The sequence below is a fragment of the Acidovorax sp. GW101-11A03 genome, assembly GCF_059424825.1.
Genome location: NZ_JBWKZU010000025.1, coordinates 1 through 13,107 on the forward strand (window position 1 = coordinate 1; position 13,107 = coordinate 13,107).

The 13,107-nt window shown below is 66.0% G+C and carries 17 protein-coding genes; 1 reads left to right on the plus strand and 16 read right to left on the minus strand.

What is annotated here, in order from left to right; all coding sequences use genetic code 11:
* The 4 genes from AC07Z7_RS12245 to AC07Z7_RS12260 form a co-directional block, all read right to left on the minus strand.
* A partial coding sequence (locus AC07Z7_RS12245; RefSeq protein ID WP_494766397.1) for an aminotransferase class I/II-fold pyridoxal phosphate-dependent enzyme occupies positions 1-554 on the minus strand: 554 nt, incomplete at its 3' end.
* Positions 551-1,003: a PIN domain-containing protein gene (locus AC07Z7_RS12250; protein WP_252659298.1), complete on the minus strand. Its 453-nt coding sequence runs from the start codon at positions 1,001-1,003 to the stop codon at positions 551-553. The genes AC07Z7_RS12245 and AC07Z7_RS12250, both read right to left, overlap by 4 nt.
* A gap of 14 nt (positions 1,004-1,017) precedes the next feature.
* Positions 1,018-1,242 carry a CopG family transcriptional regulator gene (locus tag AC07Z7_RS12255; protein ID WP_252659297.1) on the minus strand — a complete coding sequence of 75 codons (225 nt, stop codon included), beginning with the start codon at positions 1,240-1,242 and terminating at the stop codon, positions 1,018-1,020.
* A gap of 60 nt (positions 1,243-1,302) precedes the next feature.
* The gene (locus AC07Z7_RS12260; protein ID WP_252659296.1) at positions 1,303-2,751 is read right to left on the minus strand and encodes an aminotransferase-like domain-containing protein; all 1,449 of its coding nucleotides are present in this window, start codon (positions 2,749-2,751) and stop codon (positions 1,303-1,305) included.
* A gap of 152 nt (positions 2,752-2,903) precedes the next feature.
* On the opposite strand from AC07Z7_RS12260, the gene AC07Z7_RS12265 reads away from it, so the two are divergent.
* Positions 2,904-3,326, plus strand: a complete 423-nt coding sequence (locus AC07Z7_RS12265; protein WP_494766398.1) for a DUF2917 domain-containing protein — start codon at positions 2,904-2,906, stop codon at positions 3,324-3,326.
* Here AC07Z7_RS12265 and hisD read toward each other — a convergent pair.
* The 12 genes from hisD to AC07Z7_RS12325 all read right to left on the minus strand — a co-directional run bounded on the left by hisD (position 3,313) and on the right by AC07Z7_RS12325 (position 12,972).
* Positions 3,313-4,695, minus strand: a complete 1,383-nt coding sequence (hisD, locus tag AC07Z7_RS12270) for a histidinol dehydrogenase (RefSeq protein ID WP_494766399.1) — start codon at positions 4,693-4,695, stop codon at positions 3,313-3,315. The genes AC07Z7_RS12265 and hisD overlap by 14 nt on opposite strands.
* A gap of 19 nt (positions 4,696-4,714) precedes the next feature.
* Entirely contained in the window at positions 4,715-5,362 is a 648-nt protein-coding gene (gene hisG / locus AC07Z7_RS12275; RefSeq protein ID WP_094287964.1) for an ATP phosphoribosyltransferase, read from the minus strand.
* A gap of 11 nt (positions 5,363-5,373) precedes the next feature.
* Positions 5,374-6,648 carry a UDP-N-acetylglucosamine 1-carboxyvinyltransferase gene (murA, locus tag AC07Z7_RS12280; RefSeq protein ID WP_494766400.1) on the minus strand — a complete coding sequence of 425 codons (1,275 nt, stop codon included), beginning with the start codon at positions 6,646-6,648 and terminating at the stop codon, positions 5,374-5,376.
* A gap of 98 nt (positions 6,649-6,746) precedes the next feature.
* The gene (locus tag AC07Z7_RS12285) at positions 6,747-6,989 is read right to left on the minus strand and encodes a BolA family protein (RefSeq protein ID WP_252659292.1); all 243 of its coding nucleotides are present in this window, start codon (positions 6,987-6,989) and stop codon (positions 6,747-6,749) included.
* Positions 6,990-7,093: 104 nt separating this feature from the next.
* The gene (locus AC07Z7_RS12290) at positions 7,094-7,849 is read right to left on the minus strand and encodes an ABC transporter permease (protein WP_252659291.1); all 756 of its coding nucleotides are present in this window, start codon (positions 7,847-7,849) and stop codon (positions 7,094-7,096) included.
* Entirely contained in the window at positions 7,846-8,871 is a 1,026-nt protein-coding gene (locus AC07Z7_RS12295) for an ABC transporter ATP-binding protein (protein WP_494766401.1), read from the minus strand. The genes AC07Z7_RS12290 and AC07Z7_RS12295 overlap by 4 nt, the downstream gene beginning before the upstream one ends.
* A gap of 94 nt (positions 8,872-8,965) precedes the next feature.
* On the minus strand, positions 8,966-9,238 hold the full coding sequence (locus tag AC07Z7_RS12300; protein ID WP_252659399.1) for an STAS domain-containing protein: 273 nt from the start codon (positions 9,236-9,238) through the stop codon (positions 8,966-8,968).
* 21 nt (positions 9,239-9,259) lie between these two features.
* A complete protein-coding gene (locus AC07Z7_RS12305; RefSeq protein WP_494766402.1) occupies positions 9,260-9,910 on the minus strand; it encodes an MlaC/ttg2D family ABC transporter substrate-binding protein in 651 nt (216 codons plus the stop codon).
* Positions 9,911-10,052: 142 nt separating this feature from the next.
* Positions 10,053-10,853, minus strand: a complete 801-nt coding sequence (locus AC07Z7_RS12310; protein WP_494766403.1) for an MlaA family lipoprotein — start codon at positions 10,851-10,853, stop codon at positions 10,053-10,055.
* Positions 10,850-11,338 carry an outer membrane lipid asymmetry maintenance protein MlaD gene (gene mlaD / locus AC07Z7_RS12315; RefSeq protein WP_094286494.1) on the minus strand — a complete coding sequence of 163 codons (489 nt, stop codon included), beginning with the start codon at positions 11,336-11,338 and terminating at the stop codon, positions 10,850-10,852. Before mlaD ends, AC07Z7_RS12310 begins: the two co-directional genes overlap by 4 nt.
* 36 nt (positions 11,339-11,374) lie before the next feature.
* Positions 11,375-12,157, minus strand: a complete 783-nt coding sequence (gene mlaE / locus AC07Z7_RS12320) for a lipid asymmetry maintenance ABC transporter permease subunit MlaE (protein WP_094286492.1) — start codon at positions 12,155-12,157, stop codon at positions 11,375-11,377.
* Positions 12,154-12,972 carry an ABC transporter ATP-binding protein gene (locus tag AC07Z7_RS12325; RefSeq protein WP_094286490.1) on the minus strand — a complete coding sequence of 273 codons (819 nt, stop codon included), beginning with the start codon at positions 12,970-12,972 and terminating at the stop codon, positions 12,154-12,156. Before AC07Z7_RS12325 ends, mlaE begins: the two co-directional genes overlap by 4 nt.
* Positions 12,973-13,107 lie beyond the last annotated feature (135 nt).

A 13,107-nucleotide genomic window follows, 5' to 3' on the forward strand; every position in this document is an offset into this window, starting at 1 on the left:
ACCGTACCCTCGTCCCACAGCGTGGCCGTGGGGTTGTTGGGGTAGGCGATGTAGGTGATGGCAGGTTTGTGCTGGGCGATGGCAGCGAGCATGGCGGGCTCGTCCAGCTCGAAGTCGGGCGTGAGCGGCACGCCGACAAAGTCCAAGCCCTGCAGCTGCGCAGACAGCGGGTACATCACGAAGCCGGGCATGGGCGCGAGCATGGTGGCGCGTTGGCCGGTGCCAGGCTGGGCACAAGCCAGGGCCAGCAGGGTGATGAGTTCATCGGAGCCATTGCCCAGCACGATGCCATAGCCCTCTGGCATGCCAGCGTACTTTGCGAGCGCCGCCTTCAGGTCCAGCAGGCGGTCGCCAGGGTAGCGGTTGAGTGCCACCCCACCCAGACGCTGGCCCAGCGCAGCCTGCAGGTGTGCAGGCAGGCGAAACGGGTTCTCCATCGCGTCCATCTTGAGCATGCCGGTGGAGGGCTGCACGGCGTAGGCGTGCATGGCGCGCACGTCGGGGCGGATGCGGGCCAGGGCTTGAAGCGGGGAAGATGGAGCGGCGTTGGTCATTCGGCGGTGTCCAGTTCGTTGGGGGTGACAAGGAAAGGGTTGATCGGCCGCACGGCGTCCAGCGGCTGGTCGTGTGGCAGCGCCTCGGTCAGCAGGTAGCGGCAGCCCTGCTGGTGGGCAGACGAGAGGATTAGCGCATCCCAGTAACTCAGGCGGTAGCGGTCCTGCAGGTCCCAGGCGCCGTCCACGGTGTAGGAGTCGAGGTGGGGCGGCAGCCACACGCGCAGGCGACGCACCTGGGCGCGCACCTGCTGCAGCACCTGCGGGCCGTCAAAACGCTGGATGGCCTGGTTGTACAACTCGTTGAGCACCTGCGAGCTGATGCGGCCGCTGCGCGTCTGCCAGCAAAAGCTGATCCACTCACGCGCCCGCGCCTGGCGCTCGGCATCGCGGTCGTCCACGCTGGCGAGCAGGATTTCGGTATCGACAAAGATGGGAACGGTGGCCATGTGCGCTCCGCTGCTCAGCGCAGAAACAGGGTCTCGCGCGGAACATAAGGCCCGCTGGAAGCGCCCCAGCTCTCAAACCCCAGCGCCTCGCGCATGGCCTGGGCGTAGGCGTCTTCCTGGCGCATCTTTTCGGCCAGCCATTCACCGAGCAGGCGGGACACGCTGCTGCCGCGCCTGGCGGCTTCCACGCGTACCCATTCGGCTACGGCGTCGTCCATGGTCACGGTGACGTTTTTCATGGGAGTCATATTACACGAAGTTCGTGAATCACGAACTTCGTGTTTATTTTTCAAGAAAGGTCAGGCAGCCTGCCGCTGCCCCTGCAGCATGCGCGTGGCCATGTCGCCCACGGTGCGCAGCGCCTCCAGGTGCGCGGGCGACCAATCGCCGCCCACTCCAATGCGCAGGCAGTTGCGAAAGCGCCCGCTGGTGCTGAACACCGTGCCGGGTGCGATCAGGATCTGCCGGGCCAGGCAGGCCTCGTGCAGTTGCACCGAATCGAGCGCGCGGGGTAGCTCCAGCCACAGCAGCAGGCCGCCGGGCGGGTCGCTCACGCGCGTGCCCTGCGGGAAATGCGCCGCAATCACCCGGCGCGCCTCGTCCATGCGGGCCGCCACACCCGCATGCAGCTGGCGCATGGCGGCGGCATGGCCTGCCTGGGTGATGAGGTCAGCCAGGGCTAGTTCCAGCACGGCCGACTGCCCGCCCGCCTGCAGGTCCTTGATGGCGCGCACCTTGTCGGTCCAGCGGCCCGCCTCCAGCCAGCCCAGGCGCAGGCCCGGCGCCAGCGTCTTGGAGAACGAATCACACAGCATCACATGGCCCGTGGTGTCGTAGGACTTGACGGTACGCCGCATCTCGTCCACCTCCGCCAGGTCGTTGTAGATCGCGTCCTCGATCACCGCCATGCCGTGCCGCGCCGCCATCTGCGCCAGGCGCTTGCGCTCGGCCTGGGGCATGCAGCTGCCCAGCGGGTTGCTGAGCGTGGGCACCACCATCACGGCCTTGACCGGCTGGGTGTCCAGCGCGAGCTGCAACGCATCCAGCGACAGGCCATTGCGTGGGTGGGTGGGAATCTCCAGCGCCTTGAGGTGCAGGCCCTGCAGCACCTCCAGAAACGAAAAATGCGTGGGCGACTCCAGCGCCACCACATCGCCCGGCTGCGTGACGGCGCGCAGGCACAGTGCAATGCTGTCCATGCAGCCCCCGGTGATCACGATGTTCTCGGGGTCCAGGCTGCAGCCCAGGCTGACGGCGTAGCGCGCCAAGGCGCGGCGCGCATCCACATGGCCCGCGGAGCTGGGGTAGGTGCACAGCAGGTTGCGGTGGCGCTGGGCCGCACGCACCACGGCGCGGCGCACGCGGTCGGGGTTGAACAGCTCGGGGCCCGGTGTGCCGCTGCTGAACGAAAGCATGTCCTCCGGCTGGTTGCGGCCCAGGATGCGCTGGCCCAGCCAGTCCACCGACACCTCGCGCGGGCGGCGCATGGGTCGCGGCGTGCTGGGCTCGGGCAGGCTCACCGGCCGCGCTGCCACAAAAAAGCCGGAGCGCGGGCGGGCCGTGATCAGACGGGCATCTTCGAGCCAGTGGTAGGCCTGCACCACCGTGGTCTGCGCCACGCCGTGCTGGCGCGCCAGCTCGCGCACCGACGGCAGCTTCTCGCCGCGCGCCAACGTGCCGTTGCGGATCAGCTGCGCCAGCTGCTCGGCGATTTGAAGATAAAGCGGAAGAGCGTCATCGGTGGCCATGGCTGCATTCTGTACTGGCAGCCAGACGGATAGCCAGTACAGAGCAGATGCAGCCCATACAGTACAGATAGGCAGTACAGCCGGTCTGTACTGGACCAGGTCCTACATGCCTGTCCGTAGCGCCGCGCGCGCCCTGGCCGCACAGTGAAGGCATGAACACGCTGCACATCCCCACCCCACCGTCGCCCACGCTGCCCGCCCAGCCTGCGGTGCCCCTCACCCTGCAATGGAAGCGCCAGCCCCTGCCGCCGCTGCAGGCCGTCCAGGTGCTGGACTTCCGCACAGGCGAGATCGCCCTGCTCGAAGTCGAACAAGGCCGCGTCTGGGTGACCTGTGATGGTCTGCTGGAAGACTATTTTCTGGAGGCGGGCCAGCGCCTGTCGTTCACCGGCCCGGTGCGGCTGCGCGTCAGCGCCGATGGACACCGGCCTGCGCGGCTGAGCTGGGCGAAACACCGGGCAGTGGCAGGTGCTGCTTATCCGCCAGCACCCTCTGCACCCGTCGCAGCCCCTCAGCCCAAGGCAACGGCACCCGCACAGGGCGCCCTGCACCGGGGCGCGATCAGCGCGGCTTGACGGGCGGAGTCAGCCGCATCTCTGCCGCCTGCGCGTGGGCCTGCAGGCCCTCGCCATAGGCCAGCTCGGCCGCAATCGTTCCCAGCACCTGGGCACCGGCTTTGCTCACTTCGATGATGCTGCTGCGCTTCTGGAAGTCGTACACGCCGAGTGGCGACGAGAAACGTGCGGTGCCGCTGGTGGGCAGCACGTGGTTGGGACCGGCGCAGTAGTCGCCCAGGCTTTCGGAGGTATAGGCCCCCAGGAAGATCGCCCCTGCGTGGCGCAGCAGCGGCTCCCAGCGGTGCGGGTCGGTGCTGCTGACTTCCAGGTGTTCGGGTGCGATGCGGTTGCTGATCGCACAGGCTTCTTCCATGTCTTTCGTCAGGATCAGCGCGCCGCGCCCAGTGAGGCTCTTGGCGATGATCTCGGCGCGCGGCATGGTGGGCAACAGGCGGTCAATCTCGCGCTGCACGGCGTCGAGGTAGGCGGCGTCAGGGCACAGCAGGATGCTCTGCGCCAGCTCGTCATGTTCGGCCTGGCTGAAGAGATCCATGGCCACCCAGTCGGGCGGCGTGGTGCCGTCGGCCAGCACCAGGATTTCGCTCGGGCCTGCAATCATGTCGATGCCCACAGTGCCGAACACACGCTTCTTGGCGCTGGCCACATAGGCGTTGCCGGGGCCGGTGATCTTGTCCACCTTGGGCACGGTGGCCGTGCCGTAGGCCAGCGCGGCCACGGCCTGCGCGCCGCCGATGGTGAAGGCGCGGGTGACGCCGGCCACGTAGGCGGCGGCCAGCACCAGCTCGTTGCGCTCGCCCTTGGTCGAGGTGCCCTCGCCCGTTCCGCCCGTGGCCACGCTGCCGCGCACCGGCGTGGGCACGACCATGATGATTTCCTGCACGCCCGCCACGTGGGCCGGGATGGCGTTCATCAGCAGGCTGGACGGGTAGGCGGCCTTGCCGCCGGGCACGTAGATGCCCACGCGGTCCAGCGGCGTGACCTTCTGGCCCAGCAGGGTGCCGTCTTCGTCGCGGTAGCTCCAGCTCTCGCCCGAAGCCTTCTTCTGCGCCTCGTGGTAGCTGCGCACGCGCTTGGCAGCGGCTTGCAGCGCGTCGCGCTGGGCCTCTGGGATGGCGTCAAACGCGGCCTTGAAGTCGGCTTGGGTCAGCTCCAGCGCCGCCATGTTAGGGGCGCTGAGGCCGTCGAAGCGGGCGGTGTACTCCAGCACGGCCGCGTCGCCACGCTTTTGCACGTCGGCCAGGATGTCGGCCACGCGCTGCTCGATGGCCGCGTCGGTGTCGGCAGACCAGTGCAGGCGGGCTGCAAAATCAGCCTCAAAAGTGGCCGCAGCGGTGGACAGACGGGCGGGAGCAGCTACCAAAGTCATAGTGCGTTCTACGGTGGGTTCAGTTCTTGGGGGCAGGGATGGCCGAAGCAAACGCATCGATGATGCGGCGCAGCGGCGCCTGCTTGAGCTTGAGCGCGGCCTGGTTCACAACGAGATAGGAGCTGATGTCCATGATGCGCTCGACCTCCACCAGATGGTTGGCCTTGAGCGTGTTGCCGGTGGAGACCAGGTCCACGATGGCATCGGCCAGGCCGGTCAGCGGCGCCAGCTCCATGCTGCCGTAGAGCTTGACCATGTCCACGTGCACGCCCTTGGTCGCGAAGAAGTCGCGGGCGATGCTGGTGTATTTGGTGGCGACCTTCAGGCGTGCGCCCTGCTTGACGGCGCGCTCGTAATCGAAGTCATTGCGCACGGCCACGCTCACGCGGCACTTGGCGATCTGCAGGTCCAGCGGCTGGTACAGGCCTTGGCCACCGTGTTCGATGAGGGTGTCCTTGCCCGTCACGCCGATGTCGGCGCCGCCGTATTCCACATAGGTGGGCACGTCGGTGGCGCGCACCAGCACCACACGCACATTGGGCTGGTTGGTGGGCAGGATGAGCTTGCGCGACTTTTCGGGGTCTTCGAGCACCTCGATGCCTGCAGCGGCCAGCAGCGGCAGGGTTTCGTCAAAGATGCGGCCCTTGGAAAGCGCCAGGGTGATCATGTTGCTGCTGCTCATGCTTTTACTCGTTCGATGTCGGCGCCGATGCCGCGCAGTTTGGCTTCCATGCAGTCGTAACCACGGTCCAGGTGATAGATGCGGTCCAGCACGGTCTCGCCGTCGGCCACCAGGCCAGCGATGACCAGGCTGGCCGAGGCGCGCAGGTCGGTGGCCATCACGGTGGCGCCGGACAGGCGTGGCACGCCTTCGATCACAGCCACCTTGCCATCCACCTGAATTTTGGCGCCCAGGCGCACCAGCTCGTTGACGTGCATGAAACGGTTTTCAAAAATCGTCTCGGTCACCGTGGCCGCCCCCTGGGCGATGCAGTTGAGCGCCATGAACTGGGCCTGCATGTCGGTGGGGAAACCTGGGTACTCGGTGGTGCGAAACCCCTGGGCCTTGAGCGTGGCGCCGCCAGGGCTCTTCACGTGGATGCCACCCTCCACCGCCTGCACGTCGGCACCGGCTTCACGCAGCTTCTCGATGACGGCGTCCAGGTGATCGGCGCGGCCATGGCGCAGCACCACATCACCGCCCGTGGCGGCCACGGCGCACAGGAAGGTGCCTGCCTCGATGCGGTCGGCCACCACGCGGTGGGTGCAGCCGTGCAGTTGGTCCACGCCCTGGATGCGGATGCGGCTGGTGCCGTGGCCTTCGATCTTTGCGCCCATGGCGATCAGCATCTCTGCCAGGTCCGAAATTTCAGGCTCCTGGGCAGCGTTTTCGAGCACCGTCTCGCCCTCGGCCAGCGCGGCGGCCATCAGAAAGTTCTCGGTGCCCGTCACCGTGACCATGTCGGTGGTGATGCGCGCGCCCTTCAGGCGCTTCCAGCCTGCGGGCAGCTTGGCAATGATGTAGCCGTGCTCCACCACGATTTCGGCGCCCATGGCGGCCAAGCCCTTGATGTGCTGGTCCACCGGGCGCGAACCGATGGCGCAGCCGCCGGGCAGCGACACCGTGGCCTCGCCAAAGCGCGCCAGCAGCGGGCCCAGCGCCAGCACCGAAGCGCGCATGGTCTTGACCAGCTCATAAGGAGCTTCGGGGGTATTCAGGCCGCTGGCATCAATGCGCACCGTGCCGTCGTCGGCACGCTCGGCCGCCACGCCCATGTTGCGGATGAGCTTGAGCATGGTGCTCACATCCTGCAGCCGGGGCACGTTGAGCAGGGTCACGGGTTCGGCCGTGAGCAGGGCGGCGCACAACTCCGGCAAGGCGGCGTTCTTGGCGCCGGAGACCAGCACCTCGCCCTGCAAGCTGCGTCCGCCGCGAATCAGGAGTTTGTCCATGTCAAATAACCAGAATATGAATAAAAATGGGCTCTACCGCGCGTCTATCATGCGCTGATAGCTATCAATAAATGAGTAAGAGTCCTGGCGCTTTGTGCTTACTGCGCCTGCGCCGCCCACTCGGCGGGGGTCAAGGTTTTCATCGACAGCGCATGCACCTCGTCGGTGTGCATTTTCGCGCCCAGCGTGGCGTACACGCGCTGGTGGCGCTGGATGGCACGCTTGCCCTCGAACTCGGGCGAGACGATGGTGGCATACCAGTGGCGGCCATCGCCTTCGAGCGTGATGTGTTCGCAGGCCAGGCCTGCGGTGATGATGTCTTTGAGTTGGTCAGCGGTCATGGTGGGGCGCTCGGAATCAATGAGGACTGACGCAAATCGGGATACAACAACCGCCTCGCCCTGGAGGGGAGCGCTTGCCTGAACCTTGTTTTGCGTAAGTCATGTCAGTTACGGATCTTGTAGCCCGTGCGCAGCAGGTGCACGGCCAGCGCGCTCACGGCCAGCCAGGCGATGCCCACGATGCCCAGGCTGAGCCAGGGCGAGGTGTCGCTCTGGCCAAAGAAGCCGTAGCGGAAGCCGTCGATCATGTAGAAGAACGGGTTGAGGTGGCTCACGGCCTGCCAGAACGGCGGCAGCGACTGGATCGAATAGAACACGCCCGACAGAAAGGTCATGGGCACGATGATGAAGTTCTGGAACGCGGCCATCTGGTCGAACTTGTCGGCCCAGAGCCCCGCAATCAGCCCCAGCGTGGCCAGCAGCGCCGCGCCCAGCAGGGCAAAGGCCAAAATCCACACCGGCGCCGCAAACTCGGGCCGGGCAAACGCCAGCGTGACGATGAACACGCCCAGGCCCACCACCAGCCCGCGCACCACGGACGAACCCACATAGGCCACAAACCAGGCCCAGTGCGACAGTGGCGTGAGCAGCACGAACACCAGGCTGCCCATGATCTTGCTCTGGATCAGGCTTGACGAGCTGTTGGCAAACGCGTTCTGCAGCACGCTCATCATCACCAGGCCGGGCACCAGGAAGGCGGTGTAGCTGATGCGGTCGTAAACCTTGACATGGTCTTCGAGCACATGGCCGAAGATGAGCAGGTACAGCACGGCGGTGAGCACGGGGGCCGCGACGGTCTGGAAGCTAACCTTCCAGAAGCGCAGCACTTCTTTATAAAAAAGCGTTTGCCACCCGGTCATCGTTGTGCCCCCACGCTCGGCACTGCCGTGTCCTCGCTGCCCCCCAAGGGGGCCGCGCCTTGCTTGGGGCGGCCCGGCGCGGCGGCGGACGCCCCCCCTTCCAGCGGGATGTTGGACGCCGATGTGCCCGACATGACCTGCAGGAACACGTCTTCCAGGTCAGGCCTGCGAATCTCCATGTCCTGCACCTCGACCCCGGCCACGCGCAACGCGGCCAGGTGGTTTTCGATCTCGGCCGCGTCGTGCGCAGGCAACTGGACGATGCGGCCGGTGACACGCGCCACAGCGGACAGCGCAGGCGGCAGCACCGTGTCGGTCTTGAACTGCAGCACGCTGCCCGAGGCCGCCTTGAGCAGGTCGGACGTGCTGTTGAGCGCCACCACCTGCCCGGCCTTGAGCATCGCAATGCGGCCACACAGGGCTTCGGCTTCTTCGAGGTAGTGGGTGGTGAGCAGCACGGTGTGCCCTTCCTTATTCAGGCGGGCGATGAAGTGCCACAGGGTCTGGCGCAGTTCCACGTCCACGCCTGCCGTGGGCTCGTCGAGCACGATGATGGGCGGCTTGTGCACCAGCGCCTGCGCCACCAGCACACGGCGCTTCATGCCGCCCGACAGCTGGCGCATGTTGGCATTGGCCTTGTCGGCCAGGCCCAGGTTTTCGAGCAGCTCGTCGATCCAGGCGTCGTTGTTCTTCACGCCGAAGTAGCCCGACTGGATGCGCAACGTCTCGCGCACGTTGAAGAAGGGGTCGAACACCAGCTCTTGCGGCACGATGCCCAGCTTGCGGCGGGCCTCGCCATACTGTGCCTGCACGTCGCTGCCCTGCACCAGCACGCGGCCGCTGCTGGCACGCGCCAGGCCGGCCAGGATGCTGATCAGGGTGGTTTTACCCGCACCGTTGGGGCCGAGGAGTCCGAAGAACTCGCCCTCCTCAATGTCCAGGTTGACCTGGTTCAGTGCCTGAAAAGGGCCTTTGGGCGTGGCAAAGGTCTTGGAGATGGCTTGGAAGGAGACTGCGGGCATGAAGCCGTCGATTTTACGGCCTTGCCTTGAACCGCGTTGGTGAGGGGGCGGGCAGCAGCCTGTGCGCCCTCGGTGCCGAGACTCTGAACCCGCTTCAGGACACCGGCGTGAGCAAGGTGCCCACACCATACAGACCCGCCATGCCGCGCAGCGCCGGGGGCAGGCCCTGCACGGCAAAGGTCTTGCCCACCGAGAGCGCCTCGCGCCGGCATTCCAGCAGCACCGCCAGCGCCGAGCTGTCGAACACCGCCATGGCGCTCGCGTCCACCACCACGCCGTTTTCGCGGTGCACCCGCAGCCCTTGCAGCAGCATCTGCAGGCAGGCCGTGGCCTGGCGGTGGGTGAGTTCGTGGGGCAGTACCAGCATGGCGGATTCGGTCACACCGTTTCAACCCTTGGCGGTGGTGTTGGTCTTGTTGCGCGCCACCAGGGTCTCGATCAGGCCATCAATACCCTTGGCGTTGATCTCCTGCGCGAACTGGCCCCGGTAGGTTTCCACCAGCCACACGCCCAGCACGTTCAGGTTGTAGATCTTCCAGCCTGCGCCGTCGCCGGGGGTCTTTTCGAGCCGGTAGTCGAGCTGGATGGGATCGCCCCGGCCCACGATTTCAGTGCGCACCAGCACGTCCTTGTCTTCGGGCGCGGCACGCAAAGGCTTGACCTGGATGGTCTGGTCGTTGACCTGGGCCAGCGCACCGGCATAGGTGCGCACGAGCAAGATCTTGAACTCTTCCTGCAGGCGCTTTTGCTGCTCGGGCGTGGCCTGGCGCCAGCCCGGACCCACGGCCGCTGCCGTCATGCGACGGAAGTTGACGTTGGGCATGACCGTCTTGTCCACCAGCGCGATCACCTTGGACAGATCGCCAGCCTGGATGGCTTTGTCAGCTTTGACGGTGGAAAGTACATCGGCAGACAGGCGCTTGATCAGCGCATCGGGGGCTTCATCGGCCGCCAGGGCGGGTGCGGACAGGCCCAGAGACAGTGCCATTGCGGCAGCCAGGCTCAGGGCACTGCGGCCCAGGGTACGTCGGTTCATCATGTTCTTGGCTTTCATCAGCGCGGGCTGATGCCCGTCAAATCATTGTGGTGGCCTGGGTGCGCCCGCATGCTTCGCTGAGGTTGCGGATTGCAAGCAAGTGCAACAGGCACCGACTGTCTGTTGGAGCACCCGGCGGGGTTGTTCAGCGCGGAGGCTCTTCGGGCAGTACGCCGTCGTTGCCATTGGCCTCGCTCTTGTCGTCGCCATTGAACGGCGTGCCGGCCTGCTGGCTGCGCACCTGCAGGAACACGTCGCGCGTGAAGCTGTACTTGTCCAGCGCCGCGCTGTCGAGCACCGAGCTGGCACGCAGCAGGTTGGCCCGCGTGTCCACAATGCGCAGCGCATAGAGCGAATTGCGTGCCGAGACCGGGTCCACGTAGCTCACCACATTGCCCTTCATGTCCACCGGCAGGGCCAGGGTGTCACGCACCGTGGAGGGCCCCAGGATCGGCAGCACGAGATACGGACCGGTGCCCATGCCCCAGTAGCCCAGCGTCAGGCCGAAATCCTGCTTGTAGCGGTCGATGCCCAGCTCGCTGGCAATGTCCAGCACACCGCCAATGCCCATGAAGGTGTTCACATTCACCCGCATGAAGGTAGAGGCGGCGGCTTCGCCACGCAGCTGCAGCACGTTGTTCACGAACGACCACACATCACCCAGGTTCGCAAAGAAGTTGCTCACCCCGGTGCGCACGGGCGCGGGCGTGACCTCCTTATAGGCAATCGCCACCGGCTTGAGCACCATCGCATCCACATGCTCATTGAAGTTGGTCATGCTGCGGTTGTAGGACTCCAGCGGGTCACGCGGGTCGGGGTTGGCCACCGTGGCGCAGCCCGTCAGCAGCGCAGCGCCCAGCAAAAGCCCCAGGCAGGTCACCAGGCGCGCCGCCAAAGCCCCGCGTGTTGCGTGGGTGGCCGGGGTTGTGTCGTGAGAGTTCGTCATTTTTTGCCACCTGTCCCGGCAGGTTTGCTGCCGTCTTCGGCCTTGCTGTAAAGAAATTGTCCAATGAGGTTTTCCAGCACCACGGCCGACTGGGTCGCCGTGACCATGTCGCCCGCCACCAGGTTTTTCTCGTCCGCACCGGCCTCGATACCGATGTACTGCTCACCCAGCAGGCCGCTGGTGAGGATCTTGAGCGAGCTATCCCTGGGGAAAGCGTAGCGGTTTTCCATCGCCAGCGTCACCCGCGCTTGGTAGGTCTTGTCATCAAAGGTAATTGCCTGTACCCGCCCCACCACCACACCGGCGCTGCGCACCGCCGCCTGGGGCTTGAGGCCGCCAATGTTGTCGAAACGCGCCGTGATCTGGTAGCCCGGCTGGAAGTTCAGGCTCAGCAGGTTGGCCGACTGCAGCGCCAGAAACACCAGCGCCACCGTGCCGAGCATCACAAAGAGCCCCACCCAGAGATCATTTTTGGAACGTTGCATTGTCTTGGATTCCTTTGCGCGCCAGCTTAGCCAGCGTCAGATACTGAACATCAGGGCCGTGAGCACGAAGTCCAGCGCCAGCACCGCCAGGGACGCCATGACCACCGTGCGCGTGGTGGCGCGCGAAACGCCCTCAGGCGTGGGCTTGGCCACGTAGCCCTGCAAAAGTGCCACAAAGGTCACGGTGAAACCGAAGACCACACTTTTGAGCACGCCGTTGCCCAGGTCTTTCCAGACATCCACCCCGCCCTGCATCTGGCTCCAGAAGGCCCCGGGGTCGATGCCGATCATGAGCACGCCCACCACCCAGCCGCCAATGATGCCCACTGCGCTGAACACCGCCGCCAGCAGGGGCATCGTGATCACCCCGGCCCAGAAACGCGGCGCCAGGATGCGCTGCACCGGGTCCACGGCCATCATCTCCATGGCGCTGAGCTGCTCGCCCGCGCGCATCAGCCCGATCTCGGCCGTGAGCGACGTACCAGCCCGCCCCGCAAACAGCAGCGCCGTGACCACGGGCCCCAGCTCGCGCACCAGGCTCAACGCCACCAGCAGGCCCAGGGCCTCGGAGGACCCATAGCGCTGCAGCGTGTAGTAGCCCTGCAGCCCCAGCACAAAACCCACAAACAGGCCCGAGACCGCAATGATGGCCAGTGAGTAGTTGCCAAGAAAGTGGATCTGGTCGCGCACCAGCCCGGGCCGCACAAAGGTCGCCCCCGCCAGCCGCAGCAGCCGGAAGAACAGGCGCGCACCCAGGCCGATGTCCGCCAGTTGCTGGCGCACGGCAAAGCCGACATCCGAAGGCCTGTACCAGCTCATGACCGGCGCCCCCCTTCCGGGCCGAAGTCCTGGGCCGGATCGGGCGACGGGTAGTGGAACGGCACGGGCCCCGCAGGCAGGGCATTTACAAACTGGTGCACCAGCGGGTCGCGGCTGGCGCGCACCTCGTCGGGTGTGCCCTGGGCGGCGACCACGCCCTCGCCGAGGATGATCACGTGGTCCGCGAGCCGGAAGGTTTCTTCCAGATCGTGCGAGACGATGATGCTGGTCAGGCCCATGGCGTCATTGAGCTGGCGGATCAATTGGGCCGCCGTGCCCAGCGAAATCGGGTCCAGGCCCGCAAAGGGCTCGTCATACATGACCAGCTCCGGGTCCAGCACGATCGCGCGGGCCAGAGCCACGCGGCGGGCCATGCCGCCCGAGATCTGGCTGGGCGCCAGGTCGCGCGCGCCACGCAGGCCCACGGCGTGCAGCTTCATGAGCACCACGTCACGGATCAGGGCTTCGGACAGGTCGGTGTGCTCGCGCAGCGGGAAGGCGACGTTCTCGAACACGCTGAGGTCGGTGAACAGCGCTCCGAACTGGAAAAGCATGCCCATGCGCCGACGCGCCGCATACAAGGCCGCGACGTCCATGCGCCCCACGTCCTGGCCATCAAACAGCACCTGGCCACTCTGGGCCTTCTGCTGGCCCCCAATCAGGCGCAGCACCGTGGTCTTGCCACCGCCCGACGCCCCCATGAGCGCCGTGACCTTGCCCCGTGGCACCGAGAGCGAAACGTCGCGCAGGATGGCGCGGTCACCGTAGGAAAAGGTGACATTGCGCAGTTCGGCGAGAAAGGACGGCTCGGGCATGCGAGAAAAGGGATGGTGGAAATCCGGGACCTGCCCACTCAGCATCCGGCAAGCCCCCTTGGGAAGCGAGCCGCGATGGTAGCCGAAGACACAAACATACATTCACGCATGTTTGTAAAAATTGGCACGGGGCGC